Raw genomic sequence first — 18,640 nt, 5'->3', positions numbered from 1 at the left:
TTCAAGGTGAAAGATAGGAGCACCTCCGCCACTTGCCAAGCGGCGACAGCGTCGATTTCACGCCGGATGCCGAAACATAGGCAAAGGAAAGTGCGGCAAACCCATGAGTTTGGCAAGGACATTGCCCAGGTCCAACCGCTCCAGCGGCAGAAATCTGTCATATCCGGCCAAGAAAACCGACATCAGGGGCTGCATTGCGCCGCGCGGTCGACACAGTGGCCCGGTGCGAAGCGCGAGTTGTCGCACCCGTGCAGGAAGGTGGTCGAACCGCGCAGGCGCGATGAGCGGCTCCCCGTCCACCGGGCCAACCGAGATGTCGCCGTCGCTTCGGTTGAGGATCCGCAGTCGGTTGTCCCAAGTCGCGGCCGCGCCGGGCGGAATGACGATGGTCGGCAGATCCCTGTTCTCGCGCTGCAGATACAGGTGATCGCCGCGTTTGTCGAACGTGACGCGGACCAGGGTCATCTGCCCATGCTCGACTGAGAGCAGGCGCCGGATGGCGTTGCGGCCCTCCCCTCCGGGCGGATGGTCGCGTCCGCCGATGACGGCGGCGAGCGCCGAAACCGCTTCCAATGCGGCGGGGTCGGCGACGGCGAGGCCAGAGAGATCCACGACCGCCACCTTCTGGCCGATCATCTGAGCCCGGTCGTTCAAGAGACGGGCCGCCGCCTGCATGCGCGCACGCCGCGCCCGCATCAGGTCAGCGAAATCCGGAGGAGGCGTCTGTCGCTGCGACGCCCGCAGTCGGGCGCGCTCGAAGTCTGGATTGCCGTTGCTCGGATCGTCGACCCAGGGCGTCGCCCGGGCGCGCAGATAGTCGCGGATCTCCTCTCGCCGCAGAGCGAGCAACGGCCGCGCCGCCCAGATCCTGCCGAACAGCAGCACGGCCTCCGCCATGCCGTGGCCCTCGGCGTCGGCGTTTCGCGACCGGCGCATAAGACAGGTTTCCACGTCGTCGTCGAGATTATGCCCGGTCAGGATGATGTCGGCGCCGTGGGAAAGCGCGTGGCGGCACAGCAGATCGTAGCGCGCCTCGCGCGCCGCCGCCTGAATTCCGGACTTGGGTTTGTCTCCGATCCAGGCGAGAATCTGGTGAGGGACGTCGAGGCTTTCCGACAGCCGTCCGGCCGCGATGGCTTCCTGCTGCGAGTCGGGACGCAGACCGTGGTCAACCGTGGCGGCGATGAGGTCTAGGCTCGCATCCCTGCGACGCGCGCGGATCGCGCTGAGCGCCGCCAGAAGCCCGACGGAGTCGCCGCCGCCGGAAAGGGCGATCAGGATCCGGCAGGGCCGACCGCATCTGTCGAGAAACTCTTCGAGAACAGCCTCCACTCTGTCCGCGCTCGACGCGTGAAGCGGAGCCGTGCGGACAGGATCGGGCTTCGTCATCCGCAGGCGAGGCGCTTCTGTTCGCTGGCGACCTTGGAGATCACAGCGCGAGACGCTTTCGGATAGGATTTCGTCACTTCGCGCAGCGTCGCGCAGGCGGTGTCCTTGCTGTCGAGGGCCGCCAGCGACATTGCGAGCTTCAGCAGCATTTCCGGCGCCTTGCCCGAAGAGCCGTAGGTCTTGTAGGCGTTCAGGAAGGTCTTGGCGGAATCCGTATATTTTTCCTGGGAATACTGGGCTTCGCCAAGCCAGAAATTGGCGTCTGCGATGCGCTTGCTGTCGGGATGATTGGCCACGAATTCGGCGAAGCCGGCTTCCGCGCCGGCATAGTCGCCCGCCAGGATGCGGTTGTAGGCGGCCTGATATTGGCCTTCGTCTCCGCCGGACACTGCCGCGGCGTCGGCGCCGGACGTTGAGGCGGGCGGCGGCAAGGCGGTCGTGTCGACGCCCGACGAATTGGGATTGGCGCGGGTGATGGGATTGCCATTCTGGTCGAATTCGATCGAGCCGAGATCCGAGGGCGGGGCTCCGAGGGCTGGATCTTCGCTGGACCCGCCGTCCATCGGCTGCTGGTCGGCGCTGTCGAGCGTCTGGTCTGCTTCCGGCGATTGCGCGCCGGAAGCATTGGCTGTGTTGACGTCGCCGGCGCCGGGGACGACCTCGATGGAGCTTTTCTTCTTGCCCCCCCCTTCCAGTTCCTGGAAGCGGAATTCGTTGTCTTCCTGCGCCTTGCGCAACTGTTCCTGCATCTGCAGCAGTTGGAAGCTCATTTCCTCGACGCGCCCGTTGAGCTGTCGAAGCTGTTCTTCCAGTTGCTGCACCCGCATTTCGGCGTCGCCGGCCTGCGCCAAGACAACGGCGCTTTTTTCCTGCCGCCGCGGCTGGCTGTCGTCCGACCCGAACAGACTGAAGGCGCCGGCAGCCGTAACCCCCATCATCGAGACGGCAAGCGCCAATACGCCGGCCATGACCCTGTTTCTCATCGTGTCATCCTGCTTGGTGTGATGTTGCGCGAAGCAGCGCAACATCGGGATGTTTTCCAATTTTGCGACCAAAAAGCAACGGAGTCTGGCCAAAGTAAGGAAAACAAAAAGGACGGCCCCGAAGGACCGCCCCGAAATTTCCCGGTTGCGAACCGTCTCTGCGTATCAGCCGCCGTTGAGCGCGGTGACGGCGCGGCGGTTCTGCGACCAGCAGGAAATGTCGTCACAGACGGCGACCGGCTTTTCCTTGCCGTAGGAGATGGTGCGCAGCCGATTGCCGGCGACTCCGCGCGAGGCGAGATAGTCGCGTGTGGCTTCGGCGCGGCGGGCGCCGAGCGCGAGGTTGTATTCGCGGGTGCCGCGTTCGTCGGCGTGACCTTCGACGGTGATCCGGTAGTTCGGATACTGGTTCAGCCACTGTGCCTGACGGTCGAGAGTCTGGGCCGCGTCCGGACGGATCGACGAGGAGTCGGTGTCGAAGAAGATGCGGTCGCCGACATTGACCGTGAAGTCCTGCTGCGAGCCCGGAGTGGCGGAATTGGCGCCGTTCAAGCCGAGGTCGGAGGCGCTGTCGAGCTTGTTCTTCTTAGAGCAGCCGGCGAGCGCCAGACCGGCGACCAGCGCGATTGCGAAGGGATTGCGCGCGAGCTTCGCCAAAGCTCCCGGCTGATAGGTTTGAATATGGCTCATCGGCCTGCTCCTGAATTCTTAATTCTTAGGGTTTCCAGACTGTAACCCGACGGGGTTAATCTCACTTCAACGCGTATGGTTAACAAACCGGAAATCGGCGCGGCTCGGGGCGATTTTTTTCGCCCCTGCGCGCCGATTTTCCGGTTCTCGTCACTCCAGAAGCGGCGACCAGGCCGGGTCCGACGCGAAAGCCGGGGTCGGGATCGGCTGTTCGTTGTAGCCCGAAATGTCGATCGAATAGAGCTTCGGACCGCCCGAACCGGCGGGCTGGCGGAAGAACATCAGCACGCGTCCGTTCGGCGCCCAGGTCGGGCCTTCGTTGTGGAAGCCCGTGGTGAGGATGCGTTCGCCCGAACCATCCGGCTTCATCACGCCGATCGAGAACTTGCCGCCGGACTGCTTCGTGAAGGCGATCAGGTCGCCCTTGGGAGACCAGACCGGCGTCGAATAGGAGCCGTCCCCGAACGAGATGCGCTGCTGGCCGGAACCGTCCGCGCCCATCACATAGAGCTGCTGACGTCCGCCACGGTCGCTTTCGAACACGATGCGCTGACCGTCGGGCGAATAGGACGGAGACGTGTCGATCGCCGCCGTCGAGGTCAGGCGGGTCGTCGTGCGCGAGCGCAGGTCCATGGTGAAAATGTTGGCGTTGCCTTTTTCCTGCAGGCTCATGATCACCCGCTGGCCGTCAGGCGAAAAGCGCGGCGAGAATGTCATGCCGGGGAAATTGCCGACCACTTCACGCTGTCCGGTTTCCAGCTGCAGCAGATAGACCCGCGGCTGCTCGCCTTCAAAGGACATATAGGTGATTTCCTGCTGGTTCGGCGAGAAGCGCGGCGTCAGCACGATGGCGCGCGACTTGGTCAGGATACGCATATTGGCGCCGTCCTGGTCCATGATCGCGAGCTGGCGAACGCGCTCGGTCTTCGGGCCGCTTTCGGACACGAACACCACGCGGGTGTCGAAATAGCCGGTTTCGCCCGTCAGCTTCTGATAGATCTGGTCGGCGATGATATGGGCGACGCGGCGCCAGTTTTCCGGCTGGGTGAAGAACTGCTGGCCGATCAGCTGCGAACCGGCATAGACATCCCAGAGGCGGAATTCGGCGCGCAAGCGACCGTCGCCTTCCTGAGTGACGCGGCCGGTCACCAGCGCCTGCGCATTGATCGTCTTCCAGTCCTCAAAGCGGGGCGCTGCGTCCGGATTGGAGATCTGCTGCACGAAAGCGCGCTGGTCGATCGGCGCAAACAGGCCCGAACGCTTGAGGTCGGCGGCGATGACCTGGGTCACCTGCGCGCCGAGATCGCCGCTGGATTGTAGATTGGTGATCGCGATCGGAAGCGGTTCGACGTTGCCCTTGCGCAAGTCGATCGTGATTTCAGCCTGAGCGGCGCTCGCCGCGAGACACAGAAATCCGGCCATGATCGCCAGAAACTTGAGGTAAAGGTGTTTCATCGTCCTCTCTCAGCCTTTCAGCCTAATTGTTCTCGTTGGTTGCCGGCTCCCCACGCTCCTGTCCCGCGTCTTCGCCAGCATCACATCATCTCGCTCGGATAGAAGTTCACCGTCACCTTGCTCCAGGTGTCGTATTTGTCCTTCGGCAGCTTGTCGAACGGGGCCGACCGCATCACCGCACGAAGCGCGCCGCCCTCAAGCGCCGAGAGCGAGGAGCCGTCGCCGCCCGATCCCTTGACCTCGGGACGACCGACCACTTGGCCATTCTCGTCGAGTTCGAAGGTCACCGTGATCATGATGTCGCTCGAACTGACCTGACCCGGCATGATCGACCAGTTCTTTTCGATGATCCCCTTCAGAGCATCCAATTCGCTCTGAGACAGCTTGTTCCCGCCCGTCGCGATCTTCGCGCCCAGGGCCTTGTCGCTGTTCGAGCGCTTGGCGCCACCGGGATTGTCCTCGGTCTTGTTGAGAAGCGTGGCGATCTCGTCAGCGCTGAAATCGGAATCCTTCTTTGTCGTCGACTTCTTCGTCTTCTGATCCTTGTCGGATTTCTTGGCCTTCGAGTTCTGGTCTTTCTTCTTCTCGGTGACCTTGGCGTCCTTCTTCTCTTCCGTTTTCTTCTCTTCGGTCTTTTCCGGCTTCTTCTCTTCGGTTTTTTCAACCTTTTTCGGCTCTTCCTTCGGGCGCGTGGTCGGGATCGGCACGCTGTCCGGCAAGGGCTCTTCCTGCGCCGCCTCTTCGACCGGCGTTTCCTTGGCGGGTTCCGGGGTCGGCTCGGTCTTCAACTCCGGCTTCGGCACTTCGGCGGAGGCCATTTCCTGGATGGCGGGTTCGACAGCCGTGTCCTCGACGGCCTGGCTGTCGGCCTCCTGCACGGTATTGTCCTGTTGCGGATTGGGATCCTCGGTCTTTTCGGGCGCGCCGGCCTTGGAGACGTTGCTCGGCTTCTCGGTGGGCGTCGGCACCGACTTCAGGTCGAAGTCGTTTTCGCCGGCGTTCATCGCGTCGGGCTGCTCGTCCTGCTTCTGGGTCTTGTCGAGCGCAGACTTCTCCGCCTTCGGCGCTTCCTTGTCGCCCTGCTGCAACTGCGCGACATCCTCGATCGGCACGAGGTCGACGGGCATGGCTTCGGAAATGGCCATATCCATCGGCTTGGGCGAAATGCCGATCAGCATCGCGCCCAGGAGAACCACATGCAATGCCACCGATGTGACGACGCTACTGCGCATGTATAAGCCTTAACCGCCTGTTTCCGGCTGGGTCACCAGTCCGATATTCTTGTAGCCCGAGGCCTGGATGCGGCCCATCACGGCCATGATCTGCCCATATTCCGTGCCGGCGTCGCCGCGCACGAAGATGCGTTCTTCCGCGCCCGCCTTGGCCATGGCCTGCAGCTTCGGCACGACCTCGTCGATCGGCACGGCCACTTCGGTCTCGTCGCCGAAATAGATCTGCCCGTCCTTGGCGATCGATACGGTGATCGGCTTGGTGTCCGAATTCATCTCCTTGGCCTGCGTCTCCGGCAGGTCGATCGGCACGCCCGTCGTCATCAACGGCGCGGCCACCATGAAGATGATCAAAAGCACGAGCATGACGTCGACCAGCGGCGTCACGTTGATTTCGCTCACCGGGGCGCGGCGTCCTCCGCCGCGACGGCTGCCGCGGCGACCCCCCGATCCTCCGCCCTGAGGCCCTGCTGACATACCCATCCTGGCGTCCCCCGAATTTACTGCGCCGCCTGGCGCGGCTGCAGTCTCTCATCGATCTGGCGCGAGAGTATGGCGGAGAATTCGTCGGCGAAGCCTTCCATGCGCGCGACCAGTTTGCCGGCGTCGCCGGAGAACTTGTTGTAGGCGATGACGGCGGGAATAGCCGCGACGAGGCCGATGGCGGTGGCGAGCAGCGCTTCGGCGATACCGGGCGCGACGACGGCGAGATTGGTCGATTTCGACGCGGCGATGCCCTGGAACGAGGTCATGATGCCGACGACGGTGCCGAACAGGCCGACAAAGGGACCGGCCGAACCGATGGTGGCGAGCGACGACAGCCGCGCTTCCAGCGCTTCGGATTCACGCGCCAGCGTCACGTCCATGGCGCGGTCGATGCGCATCTGCAGGCCGATCGGTGAACGGGCGCCGCGCTCGAAGCTCTTCTTCCATTCGCGCATGGCGCCGACGAAAATCGCAGCCATTCCGGACACTTGCCGTTCCGACAGCGTGCGGTAGAGCTCTTCGAGCGACTGGCCGGACCAGAAAACCTGTTCAAAACTGTCGAGCTGACGCCTGAACTTGTTGTAGCTGATCAATTTGTCGACCACCATGGCCCAAGTCCATACCGATGCGCCGAGCAAGCCGATCATGACGAGCTTGACGACCCAGCCCGCCTGCATGAAGAGCGCCCAGAGCGACATGTCCGCATGGGCTGCCGCCAGATTTGCCGTTTCCATATCTTAAGTCCCCGAATCCAAACACCCGGCCTCGATCGCGATCCGAGCCGGGCGGCGTTCAATGTGGTGTCCGTCGCTAATCGGCCGCCGAGCGGCCTTTGGCCTTGACCGTTTACGCTCTGGACCGCCTTTTTTACGCCAAATTTGGTGAAACGAAGGCGTGCGGCGCACAAAACCCGAGCGATCCGAGTAAGACCTCATTATCGTTAAAAGTTGGTTATCACAATGCAGCGCGTTTCGATCCGCATCCCATCGGTGGAGTCGGAGGCTCCAGACATAACGAAGACAGCAGGGCGAATTCTCAAGTTTAATAAGAAACGAGATATGTATATAATTCTCAAAAATAGGACAAAATAACGTATATTTTTAAAACCGTACGGATTTTACATTATGGTTTTAAAGTCGATTATATGGGTATAGAATAACTGCATGGCAATGATTCGCCGCGGAACGCGGGTTTTCCAGGTGGGACGGACAGACGCTGCGCAAGACACCTTGGAGAGACAAGATGACCAGCGTAACTGCCGCATCCAGCGGCGCTGCGGCGATGATCGCTCGACAGCAAGACATGTTCAACAAGACGGATACGGACCAGAATGGCGCATTGAGCCAGTCTGAATTCGTATCCAGCCGCCCCACCAAAATGTCGGAGGAGACGGCAACCAAACTTTATTCCAAGATCGATACGGAAGGCACCGGGTCGGTCAGCTTCGATCAGTTTTCGGCGTCCATGCAGGCGCCGGAATCGCGGATGGGCGGCGAGGCCATGGGCGCGATGATGGGCCTTCGCCAACAGGGCGGCATGCCGCCGATGGCGGGAATGGGCGATCCGAGCAGCCTCTACGAAGATCTCGACGCCGATGCAGACGGCAGAATGACCGAGTCCGAATTCCTCGCCAAAGCGCCTGGCGGCCAGGACGACGCCAAGGCGAAGGAACTGTTTTCCGCCATCGATTCGGAAAACCAAGGCTATGTCACCGAGGAGCAGTTCACGACATTCATGTCTGAAAATGCCCCCAAGGGCCCGATGGGACCGCCGCGGGGCGGCCTGGGCATGCCTCCCTTCTCTGAAGAAACCGCCGCCTGACGGCATCGCGCGACCGGACGAGACTGGTCCGGTCGCGTTTCCGCTGGCAGACGTCTTCGCCTCTTAGCAGGCTCAACCCTGCATCAGGATATTGGCCGCCTTCACCGCCGCCGAGGCGCGATTTTCTACCCCGAGCTTCACATAGATCTGTTCGAGATGCTTGTTCACCGTCCGCGACGACAGGCCGAGGATCTCTCCGATGTCGCGGTTCGATTTCCCCTTGGCGATCCAGACCAGCACTTCCGCCTCGCGGATGGTCAGCTGGAAATGCTGACGCAACCGCTCGTCATCCTGCGCCTGGGTCTGGCTGGTCAGCCGGAACAGGTTTTCATCCTGACCGATCGCGCCGATGAAAGTCAGCGACAGCGACGCTTCGCGTCCGGTCTCGATGGTGATCGCCTGTGCGTCATTCGATGATGAGAGACGACGGTCGCGAATCCACACGCCGATCTTGTCGGCCACCAGATCGAGCCCGTCGTCGCGGCCGGTGGCGGCGTTGACGAGCCGCGTCGCCTGCGGCGTCGACCAGAGGATCTTGCCGTCGTCGCGCGCCGCGAGAAGATGCCGGCCGGCCGCGTCGAGCGCCACGCGCGCGCTCTGGGCCGAGCGGGCATTGGCGAGATGGACACGAATGCGGGCCCGCAATTCCTCGACATTGATCGGCTTGGTCAGATAATCCACGCCGCCGGCGCCGAGCGCGCGCACCACATGTTCGGTCTCGGTCAGTCCGGTCATGAAGATCACCGGCGCCTGCGCCACGCTGCCCATGCCCTTCAAACGGGCGCAGGTCTCGAACCCGTCCATGCCCGGCATAACCGCGTCGAGCAGAATGAGATCCGGCGTGATCCGCTCGGAGATCGACAGGGCCGCTGCGCCCGATGTGGCGATCAGCACGGAATAGCCGGACGCCTCGAGCGCGTCTGTCAGGAAACTCAATGAGTCCGGGCTGTCGTCGACCAGGAGAATAATGTCGCGGGGCGCTTGCTGACTGGTCATGACGAGGCGTCCTCGCGCTCGAGCTTTCGAAGATCGGCGAGCAGGGCGTCCATGTTGAAGGCGCGGATATGAGCGGTCATGACATCGGTGAAGTGCCTGTTTTCCTCGGTTTTGGCAAGCTCGCCGAGCTTGCTTTCGATACCCCTGACATAACCGATCTCGCCCAGCCGGATGAGATCCTGAAGATGGGAGGCGCCGGGGCTGCGCAGATCGGCGGGCGCGGTGGACATTTCGGGCGCCGTGATCGCATAGACCCAGTCGACGCCGAGCCAAAGGGCGAGCTTGTCCTGCAATTGCCGGAAGTCGACGGGCTTGGAAAGCGTGTCGTTGTGATCGCCGGTCGCCGCCGTGGGCGCGCCGTCGCCGACATTGGCCGACAGCATCACGATCGGCGCGGTCTGGCCGATCTCGCGCAGTCTGGCGACCAGTCGCCAGCCGTTCATGCCGGGCATCGAGATATCGACAAGGAAGATGTCGGGATTGACGCCTTCGATCAGCATCAGGCAATCCGGCCCGGATTCGGCGGTCAGCACCACGAAATCCAGCGGCGCCAGCAATTCCCGCATCAATTCGCGATGATCCTCGTTGTCGTCGACCACCATGATCGTGCGTCGGGGACCGGTATAGGTCAGAATCTTCTGGTCCGCCTTGGGCTTTTCCGATCGCGCCAGGCCGTAGAGCATCAGCCGCACCTTGAAGGTCGTCCCCTTTCCCAACCGGCTGTCGACGGTGATCTCGCCGCCGAGCGTCTGGGTCAGGAGCCGCGTGATGGTCAGCCCGAGCCCGAGCCCCGGCGCCAGCTTCGACTGTGCGCCGGAGCCCCGCTGGAACGGCTCGAACACGACCTTGAGATCGTCCTCCGAGATGCCGGCCCCCGTATCGACCACCGTGAACGTGGCGACCTGGTTGCGATACTGCACATCGAGGACCACGCTGCCGGCGGCGGTGTATTTGACCGCGTTGGACAGGAGATTGACGAGGATCTGCCGCAGCCGCTTTTCGTCGGTCCGGACATATTGCGGCAGCGCGGCATCACGCCGCAGCTTGAAATCCAGCCCCTTGGCTTCGGCTTGCGGCGCCATCATGCCGACGATCTGGTCGAGGAAATCATAGACGTTGATTTCGTTCGACGTGACCTGCAGCCGCCCCGCCTCGATGCGGGAAATATCGAGCAGCCCGTCGATCAGGCCGGACAGATGGTCGGCGCTGCGCTTGATGACCTTGAGCGCCGAGCGCTTGGCGTCGGGGATCGCCTCGTCGCGTTCGAGCAGCTGCGCGTAACCGAGCACGGCGTTGAGCGGCGTGCGCAATTCATGCGTCAGCCCCACCACATAGCGGCTCTTGGCGCGGTTGGCGGCTTCCGCCGTTTCCTTGGCCTGTTGCAGCGCCGCGTCCGTCTTCTTATGCGCCGAGATTTCCTTGAGCAGCAGCGAGGTCTGGCGCGAGCTTTCCTCCTCGGCCACCACCCGGCTGTCATGGGCGAGCACGAAGAACCAGGCGGCGATGCCTGCAAGCATGGAAAACACCACGAAGACCAGCATGGCGGTGGCGTTCACCACCTGGGCGGTCTCCGGCGTTTGCGCCCCCGCATGCTGGGCGATCATCCACAAGGTCGCGCCGATGATCGTCAGCGCCGCCGCCAGGATCATGCCGTAGCGACCGAGCCGTGTCCCCAGCGCCGCGATGGCGCGTTCCGGAAGGAACGTCGCCGCGACTTCCCGCGCCTGATATTCGAGCCGCGCCTTGGGCTTGCAGAGGTCGTGACAGCGGCTGTCGAGCGAACAGCACAGCGAACAGATCGGCGCGGCGTATGCCGGGCACCAGGCCATGTCCTCGGGCTCGAACGGGTGTTCGCAGATCGAGCAAGTAATGGTCGAGAGGGTCTTCCACGACTGGCGCGGCTTGCGGGCGAGATAATACTTCCCCTTGGTCGCCCAGGCGATCCCCGGCGTGGCGATGAAGGCGACGATCGGAACGAGATAGATGGCCAACGCCGCGGCGAAATCGCCGAACAGGCCGAAATGCGCCGTCAGCGCCACAGCCGCCGAGATCAGCATGCCGCCCATGCCGACCGGATTGATGTCGTAGAGATGGGCGCGCTTGAACTCGATGCCGGGCGGGGCGAGCCCCAGCGGCTTGTTGATGAAGAGATCGGCCGAAATCGTGCACAGCCAGGCGGCGGCGACGATCGAGAAGACGCCGAACACCTCTTCGAGCAGCTTGTAGATGCCGATTTCCATCAACAACAGCGCGATGGCGACGTTGAAGAACAGCCAGACGACCCGGCCCGGATGGCTGTGCGTCAGCCGCGAAAAAAAGTTCGACCAGGCGAGCGAGCCCGCATAGGCGTTCATGACATTGATCTTGAGCTGCGACACCACCACGAAGCCGGCGGTGAGGATCAGGGCGGCGGTCTGGTTCGGAACCATATAGCCGAAGGCCGTCACATACATATGGGCGGGATCGGCGGCGAGCTCGGCCGGCACGCCGGAACTGAGCGCCAGCACCACGAGGAACGATCCCGCCAGGAGCTTAGGGGCGCCCACCACCACCCAGCCCGGACCGGCGAGAAAGCGGGCGATCTTCTGGCCGAGCGTCTGCGGCTTGCCCTCGGCCGGCAGGAAGCGGAGAAAGTCCACCTGTTCGCCGATCTGCGCCATCAGCGCCAGGATCACCGCCGAGGCCGCGCCGAACATGGCGAGATCGAAGGGCGCGATCGTGCCGATCTCCCCCGATTCATGGCCGCGCCCCCCGAAGCCGAGCCACATCTCGAACTTCTGCCAGTCGGCCAGCGCGATGAAGATGAAGGGCAGGATGTTGAGGATGATCCAGATCGGCTGGGTGATCAGCTGGAAGCGCGAGATCAGCTTCACGCCATGGGTGACCAGCGGGATCACCGCCACCGCGCTGATGACATAGCCGAGCCACAGCGGCACGCCGAAAGCGAGCTCCAGCGCCCCGGTCATGATCGAGGCCTCGATGGCGAACAGGATGAAGGTGAAGGTCGCATAGATCAGCGACGTCACCGTCGAGCCGATATAGCCGAAGCCCGCGCCGCGCGTCAGAAGGTCGATGTCGACCCCGTGACGGATCGCATAGCGGCTGATGGGAATTCCGATCAGCAACAGCAGGATCGAGGCGACCACGATGGCGAAAATCGCATTCGTGGTGCCATAGGACAAAGTGATCGCCCCGCCCACGGCCTCCAGCGCCAGAAACGAGATCGCCCCGATCGCCGTCTGCGAAATCCGGCTCGGCGTATAGCGACGGGCGCTCTTGGCTGTAAACCTGAGCGCATAATCTTCGAGCGTCTGGTTGGCCACCCAGCGATTATAGTCGCGCCGAACGGGAATGATCCGCTGCCGTGCCGTCATGCCTAAAAACTAGCGCCCCAATGAAATTGATCATCAAAAGGGCATGTTCATGAGAATGCGCCGCTTGGCAAGAGCCTATCGGAACACCGCCGCCGATCCCCGGCTGTTTCGATGATCTCCCGATCGACTGTTTACGAACGAAGACTTTTGGATTCGAGGGATGCGCCCAATCCGTTCGTCATGCGGCGACTGGCGAACAGCTGGCTGCGCGTGAACAATCCTGCTTTCGACGAGGCCGCTGGATGCGCTTATGCGTCGGCCAAAGTGATCGCCGTCTGCTCGTCGGTAATGAAGGTGGTCGGCAAGACAGTGCTGATCGCAGCCTTGAGCGCGAGGATCTTTTCTTTGCCGCCAGAGATCAGCACGCGCTCGGGCGTCCGGCCCAAACGCGTCGGATTGACCGAGATCACCCTGGAGTTCACTTCATGATCGAGAATCTCGCCATTCTTGCCGATGAAATTGTAGAGCACATCGCCGACGGCCCCAGCCTCGATCAGCGAGCGCCGGTCGGCTTCGCTGATATAGCCGGCGCGATAGCTCGTGGTCAGCGTCGAGATGCCGCCAACGGACAGAAGCGCAACGTCCAGCTTGTCGGCCATTTCGAAGATCGCCGCCAGGCCGCAACGCTCCAGCAGCGCATGCTTGGTCTCGATACTGTCTACGACCGCCGGCGCGGGCACCAGATAGCCGTCGCCCTGGAACAGTTCGGCGAATTGCCACGCGAATTCGGCAGGGTTGAACCTGCGGGCGGCGGCGATGCCGCCGAGTAGCGAGACGACGCGGAAATCCTCGAGCGTGCCGCCGTTGATGAAGGGCAGCGTGTTGTAGAGCGTGCGCCCCCACCCCACGCCCACGGTCAGGCCCGATTTCATGATCCCGGAAATGAAATTGCCGGCGGCGGCGGCGATAACCCGGACGGGATCGCCTTCCGGATCGGAAAAGGGCGCGACGATGACCCTGGCGATGCCGAACCGCTTCTCGACCGTCCGCTCGAGCTCGACCAGTTCGGCGAGCGGCGCGGACACCGTGACCCGCACCTCGTTGCGCCTCCTTGCGTCAGCCAGGGCCCGGACGACCATGACGCGGTTGATGCCGAGTTGGTTGGCGATCTCGTTCTGCGTCAGCCCTTCGACATGATAGAGCCAGACGGCGCGCGCGCGAATTCGGTCGGCATCGCTCTGCACGCCAGTCAAGGGTTGCGCCACTTGCATCCTCTGTGTGTCCTCCTTGAGACATCATCACACGGGCGCCATGGTGGACACGATATGGCGGCGAATGATCCTGGCGAGTCGCTCAGGACATTCGATCTGCGGCGTATGACCCGTATTGTTCAGGAGATGAATACCAAAATCCCCGTCAACCGCAAGCGCATGCCTCATGGGAAGTATGTGGTCACGCTTTCCCCAGACCATCACCGTGGGCGCCGTCAGCCGCCCGACCGCGGGGCGCAGATCGAAGGATTGCACGCCGTCAGGAAACAGGACGTCGCACAGATCGCTCTGGTAGGACCTCAAGCGCGGCGCCGTGCGGGCGCGCATCGCAGCCTTCGCATAGTCGTCGCGGACGCCTTCGGGATAGGCCGTCAGCCGGCGTAGCCACGGCGCCAGGCTTTCGACGCGGGTGGCGCGGGCGATGCCCTGCAACGCCGGCCCGTCGATCTCGGGCCCGAGACCGCCGGGCGCCAAGAGGGACAGCGACGCGATCATTTTCGGCCTGATATCGGCGACGGCGATCGCCACCGCGCCGCCGAGCGAATGTCCCACAAGGTGGATCGGACCGGCCCCCGCCTCGGCGTGCACTGCCCTGCCGACAAGCTTGGCGAGTTCGGCGAAACCGCCGATTTTCAACATCGGCGACTTTCCATGCCCGGGAAGATCGATGCGGATCAGCGGATTGGGCAGACGCAATTCCCTCTCGAACGGCGTCCAGCTCGGACTATCGGCCGCAAAGCCGTGAATGAGCACGATCGGGACGCCTTCGCCGCTCCGCCGCGACACATGCAAAGGCCCGCTTTCGGGGCTCCATCCGGATGGCGCAGACGAGGTCGGCGCAGGCATCCCGTCGAGATGACGACGCACATCCTCGGCCTGGATTCGCCCGAGAGGACCCGTCCCGGCGACATCCGCAAGCGACAGGGAGGATGTGCGCGCCGCGGCGCGCGCCGCGGGGGTTGCGCGGACGCCGCCCGCTCTCGCGTCCCTCGAACCGGAGACCTCTCCGCCCTGCGAGCCCTCGAAGGACGGCGACCGTTCCAAAGGTGTGACCACTTTATGAGGAGACCGCGCGACGACAGGTTTTGCGGACGGCGCATGCTCCATCTGAACGCCCGGAGGGCAGATATAGGCGATGACCCGCCCCACCGGCGCGCGATCGCCGGGGGCGGCGTTTACCTGCCGCAACACACCGCTGGCCGGGGCTTCCACCTCCATCGCCGCCTTGTCCGTTTCGATGTCGAACAGCGGCGCGCCCTTCTCCACATAATCGCCTTCCGCGACATGCCAGGTCGCAAGCGTGCCATGGGTCATGTCCATGTCCACTTTCGGAAGGATCACCTCGACGATGCCGGGGGCAGACGTCGCACTATCGTCGCGTGGTTCGTCCGCATCCATCACGACCGGCGCGGTCTCGCCCTCGGCAAGCAGGAAGGCGACCACGGAGCCGACGGCAATCCTGTCTCCCGCCCTCGCCGTCACCGCGCTCAGCCGTCCGCTCGCGGGAGCCTCGACTTCCATCGCCGCCTTGTCTGTTTCGATGTCGAACAGCGGCGCGCCTTTTTCCACATAGTCGCCTTCCGCGACATGCCATATCGCGAGCGTGCCATGGGTCATGTCCATGTCCACTTTCGGCAGGATCACCTCGACAGGCATGTCAGACCTCGCCGCCGAGCAGACGGCGGGCCGCCGCCTCGATCGTGTCGACCTGCGGCACAGAGGCGCGCTCCAGGTCGGGATTGTAGGGCACGGGCGCTTCCGCGCCGCCCAAACGCAGGATCGGCGCGTCGAGGAAATCGAAAGCGTCGCTTTCGGCGACCATCGCGCTGATCTCCGCGCCCACGCCGTAACTCTTCACCCCTTCATAGACGACCATGAGTTTTCCCGTCTTCCGCACCGAGGCGAGGATCGTGTCGCGGTCGATCGGACGCACCGATCGGAGATCGACGACCTCGACATCCATGCCTTCGACCGAAAGACGTTCGGCGGCCTCGAGCGCGCGATGCGCCATGATCGAACTGGCGACGATGGTGAGATCTTTGCCCTGCCTACGCACCGCCGCCTTGCCGATCGGCACGGTGTAATGGCCCTTGGGCACATGGCCCTTCATCTTGTAGAGGAGTTTGTGCTCGAAAATCAGCACGGGATCCGGATCGGCGAGCGCCGCGAGGAGAAGGCCCTTGGCGTCTTCCGGCGTGGAGGGCTGCACGACCTTGAGACCGGGAACATGGCCGAACCACGCCTCCAGGCTCTGGCTGTGTTGCGCCGCGGCGCCCGTGCCCGACCCTGCCGGCATGCGGAAGACGACCGGCACCGACGCCTCGCCGCCCAGCATGTAGCGCAGCTTGGCGGCCTGATTGACGATCTGCTCCATGGCGAGCGCAGCGAAATCGGAAAACTGAAATTCGAAGATCGGCTTCAGGCCGGTCAGCGCCGCGCCGACGGCCACGCCCGCGCCGCCGAGTTCGGAGATCGGCGTGTCCATCACTCGATCCGGACCATATTTGTCGATGAGATCGAGCGTCACCTGAAAGGCGCCGCCGTAGACGCCGATATCCTCGCCCATCAAAATCACGGTGGGATCGGCGTCCATGGCGAGCGACATCGCCTCGCGGATGGCTTCCGAATAGGAGAGCGTGCGTTCGTCGAGGTTTCGCGCGACAGCGTTCATCTCAGGCCTCTGCATAAACATAGCGGGTCACTTCGCCGATCGATGGGGCGAGGCTCGCTTTGGCGAATTCGATGCCGGCCTGCACTGCCGCGACGGCCGCCTCTTCGATGGACTTGGCGCCGGTTTCATCGAGAATTCCATGACCGATCAGGTCCGCGCGGAAGCGGGCGATGGGATCGCGCCCCATCCATTCCTCGATCTCCTCCTTCGTCCGGTAACGATTGCGGTCGGACTTGGAATGGCCGCGCCAACGATAGGTCAGGTTTTCGACCAGGCTCGGTCCTTCGCCGGCGCGGGCGCGGGCGATCGCGTGATGCACGGCCTCGGCGACGGCGGAAAAATCATTGCCGTCGACGGTGACGCCCGGCATGGAATAGGCGGCGGCGCGCTCGGCGATATTTTTTACCGCCGTTGATCGAGACACGGCGGTGGACATGCCGTAGCGATTGTTCTCGCAGACGAAGATCACCGGCAGTTTCCAGATGGCCGCCATGTTCAGCGCCTCGTGAAACGCCCCTTCATTGTTGGCGCCGTCGCCGAAAAAGCAGATCGTCACGTCGCTCTTGCCCAGGCGCTTGGCCGAGAGCGCCGCGCCGACCGCGATCGGTAGACCGCCGCCGACAATGCCGTTGGCGCCGAGATTGCCGGTCTTGACGTCGGCGATATGCATCGAGCCGCCGCGGCCATGGCAGTATCCGGTCTCCTTGCCGAAGAATTCGGCGAACATCCGGCCGACATCCGCGCCCTTGGCGATACAGTGCCCGTGACCGCGATGGGTGGAGGTGATCTTGTCCTGATCCGTCAGTTCCATGCAGGTCGCCATCGCGCTGGCTTCCTGGCCGATCGACAGATGCATCGTGCCGTGAATGAGCCCGCGCATATAACTCTCTTCGGCGCCTTCTTCGAAGCGCCGGATCAGAATCATGCGCTTGAGCGCTTCCCGCAAATGCTCGGGGGAATAGGTGCGGATGGCGAAGGGTCTGTTGTCCGGCGCCGTCATGGTCAGAGCCCCAGCATGGCGTCTTGGCGCGCGCGCAGCGCGGCGATCTTGCTGTCGGCGGGAACCGAGGCATTGGCGGCGGTGATCAACTCACCCTTCTTGATCGGACGCGTGACGGTCGCGCCAGCCAGCAGACCGCAGGGAATGGCGCCGGCCGATTTGGCGTCCTCCACCGTCATGATCCAGGCGCGATAGCAGTATTCGCCGATCTGATCGAGGCGGTCGCCGGGCTGCAGGTCCTTTTTGGCGAGCGCGCCGACTTCGGCGACCGGACGGGGCAGCGGCTGCATGTCGGCCTTGCCGTAGAGCACGACACGGGCGCAGGTCAGCGGCACTTCGAGCGACGTCAGATGATAGGGGCGGAAGAAGGTGAAGTAGGGGCCCTTGCCCATCTTCAGATCCTCCATCCGCTCCCAGATCCGCGGATGATCCATTTCGGCGACGACAAAGACGCCGGGCGCCACGCCCTTGCCGATGGTGAAGTCGACGCGGCCTTCCGCGGACGACAGGACGCCGCCGGCGCTCTCGGGGACCAGCACTTTACTCAGCTCTTCGCGGCTGCAAGCGGGGCCGTGCATGCCGGGTTTATCGGGGGTCAGGCCGGTGGCGTTGGCGATGGCCGCCATTTCGACCATGGTCTTGGAGCCGTCGACGAACTCCACCAGCATGCGCGGATTCATGTGACGCTCGGCGGCTTCTTTCGCATAGGCGTCGGGGGTGGCGTCGATGTTGAGCGGATTGTTCTTGCCCTTGCCGGCGCTGATGATCCGGTGGCCCATGGCGCTGACGAACTCGATGAGCTCCATGCAGCTCGACGGTTCGTCGCCTGCCCCCAGAGAGTAGACGACGCCCAGCCGCTCCGCTTCGGCGCGCAGATAGGCGCCGATGGTGATGTCGGCCTCGACATTCATCATGACGAGATGCTTGCCGCGCTCCATCGCGGTCAGGCCGATCTCGGCGCCGACGGCGGGAATGCCGGTCGCGTCGACCACGACGTCGATGAGGCCGGCGTCGAGAAGCGCGCCGACATTGTCCGTGATGGCGATCTTGCCCTGTTCCATCGCCGCGTTTGCCTGATCGGCATTGCCGATTTCGGCGGCGCGGTCCTTGGATCCATAGGCGATTTCCACCGACCTCGCAGCGGCGCCCGGCTTCAGCTCGCTGATCGCGCCGATCTCCACGCCCGTCATATGAGCGACGCGACTGACGATGTCGGTGCCCATTTCGCCAGCCCCGACCAATCCGATGCGTATGGGATTTCCAGCGTCGGCTCGGGCGGCAAGGTCGCGGGCGAGGCCCGTCAGGGCGACATTCGTAGGCATGGTTTCCTCCACG

Annotated in this window: 15 protein-coding genes; 1 reads left to right on the top strand and 14 read right to left on the bottom strand. The window is 63.5% G+C overall.

All coding sequences use genetic code 11. The annotated features are described in order from the left end of the window. Positions 1–57: 57 nt before the first annotated feature. The 7 genes from tilS to tolQ all read right to left on the bottom strand — a co-directional run bounded on the left by tilS (position 58) and on the right by tolQ (position 6,966). Positions 58–1,389, bottom strand: a complete 1,332-nt coding sequence (gene tilS / locus OCK01_RS10270; RefSeq protein WP_263823842.1) for a tRNA lysidine(34) synthetase TilS — start codon at positions 1,387–1,389, stop codon at positions 58–60. Next, a complete protein-coding gene (gene ybgF, locus OCK01_RS10265) occupies positions 1,386–2,372 on the bottom strand; it encodes a tol-pal system protein YbgF (protein ID WP_263823841.1) in 987 nt (328 codons plus the stop codon). Before ybgF ends, tilS begins: the two co-directional genes overlap by 4 nt. 165 nt (positions 2,373–2,537) lie before the next feature. Further along, entirely contained in the window at positions 2,538–3,062 is a 525-nt protein-coding gene (gene pal / locus OCK01_RS10260; protein WP_182828418.1) for a peptidoglycan-associated lipoprotein Pal, read from the bottom strand. Between the two features lie 150 nt (positions 3,063–3,212). Continuing rightward, on the bottom strand, positions 3,213–4,484 hold the full coding sequence (gene tolB / locus OCK01_RS10255; protein WP_412179002.1) for a Tol-Pal system beta propeller repeat protein TolB: 1,272 nt from the start codon (positions 4,482–4,484) through the stop codon (positions 3,213–3,215). Positions 4,485–4,597: 113 nt separating this feature from the next. After that, positions 4,598–5,749, bottom strand: coding sequence for a cell envelope integrity protein TolA (locus tag OCK01_RS10250; RefSeq protein ID WP_263823839.1), 1,152 nt, complete (start codon positions 5,747–5,749; stop codon positions 4,598–4,600). A 9-nt stretch (positions 5,750–5,758) separates the two neighbouring features. Further along, the gene (gene tolR / locus OCK01_RS10245) at positions 5,759–6,229 is read right to left on the bottom strand and encodes a protein TolR (RefSeq protein ID WP_182828415.1); all 471 of its coding nucleotides are present in this window, start codon (positions 6,227–6,229) and stop codon (positions 5,759–5,761) included. A 17-nt stretch (positions 6,230–6,246) separates the two neighbouring features. Further along, on the bottom strand, positions 6,247–6,966 hold the full coding sequence (gene tolQ / locus OCK01_RS10240) for a protein TolQ (protein WP_182828414.1): 720 nt from the start codon (positions 6,964–6,966) through the stop codon (positions 6,247–6,249). A gap of 508 nt (positions 6,967–7,474) precedes the next feature. Between tolQ and OCK01_RS10235 the strand changes: the two genes are divergently transcribed. Further along, entirely contained in the window at positions 7,475–8,053 is a 579-nt protein-coding gene (locus OCK01_RS10235; RefSeq protein ID WP_263823838.1) for an EF-hand domain-containing protein, read from the top strand. 72 nt (positions 8,054–8,125) lie between these two features. On the opposite strand, the gene OCK01_RS10230 is transcribed toward OCK01_RS10235, so the two are convergent. The 7 genes from OCK01_RS10230 to OCK01_RS10200 form a co-directional block, all read right to left on the bottom strand. Next, positions 8,126–9,049, bottom strand: coding sequence for a DNA-binding response regulator (locus tag OCK01_RS10230; RefSeq protein WP_182828412.1), 924 nt, complete (start codon positions 9,047–9,049; stop codon positions 8,126–8,128). Continuing rightward, positions 9,046–12,423 carry an ATP-binding protein gene (locus tag OCK01_RS10225; RefSeq protein WP_263823837.1) on the bottom strand — a complete coding sequence of 1,126 codons (3,378 nt, stop codon included), beginning with the start codon at positions 12,421–12,423 and terminating at the stop codon, positions 9,046–9,048. The genes OCK01_RS10230 and OCK01_RS10225 overlap by 4 nt, the downstream gene beginning before the upstream one ends. Positions 12,424–12,671: 248 nt before the next feature. Continuing rightward, positions 12,672–13,634 (bottom strand): sugar-binding transcriptional regulator, encoded by a 963-nt coding sequence (locus OCK01_RS10220; RefSeq protein ID WP_263823836.1) that lies wholly within the window; start codon positions 13,632–13,634, stop codon positions 12,672–12,674. Between the two features lie 27 nt (positions 13,635–13,661). Next, positions 13,662–15,290, bottom strand: a complete 1,629-nt coding sequence (locus tag OCK01_RS10215; RefSeq protein WP_263823835.1) for an acetoin dehydrogenase dihydrolipoyllysine-residue acetyltransferase subunit — start codon at positions 15,288–15,290, stop codon at positions 13,662–13,664. A 1-nt stretch (position 15,291) separates the two neighbouring features. Then, positions 15,292–16,305, bottom strand: coding sequence for an alpha-ketoacid dehydrogenase subunit beta (locus tag OCK01_RS10210; RefSeq protein ID WP_263823834.1), 1,014 nt, complete (start codon positions 16,303–16,305; stop codon positions 15,292–15,294). Position 16,306: 1 nt separating this feature from the next. After that, positions 16,307–17,305: a thiamine pyrophosphate-dependent dehydrogenase E1 component subunit alpha gene (locus tag OCK01_RS10205; protein WP_263823833.1), complete on the bottom strand. Its 999-nt coding sequence runs from the start codon at positions 17,303–17,305 to the stop codon at positions 16,307–16,309. A gap of 2 nt (positions 17,306–17,307) precedes the next feature. Further along, a complete protein-coding gene (locus OCK01_RS10200) occupies positions 17,308–18,627 on the bottom strand; it encodes an NAD(P)H-dependent oxidoreductase (RefSeq protein WP_182828409.1) in 1,320 nt (439 codons plus the stop codon). Between the last annotated feature and the right edge of the window lie 13 nt (positions 18,628–18,640).

The sequence above is a fragment of the Rhizobium sp. TRM95796 genome (assembly GCF_025779995.1).
Classification (GTDB): Bacteria; Pseudomonadota; Alphaproteobacteria; order Rhizobiales; family Rhizobiaceae; genus Rhizobium_E.
This window is presented reverse-complemented; position numbering and strand designations above follow the sequence as displayed.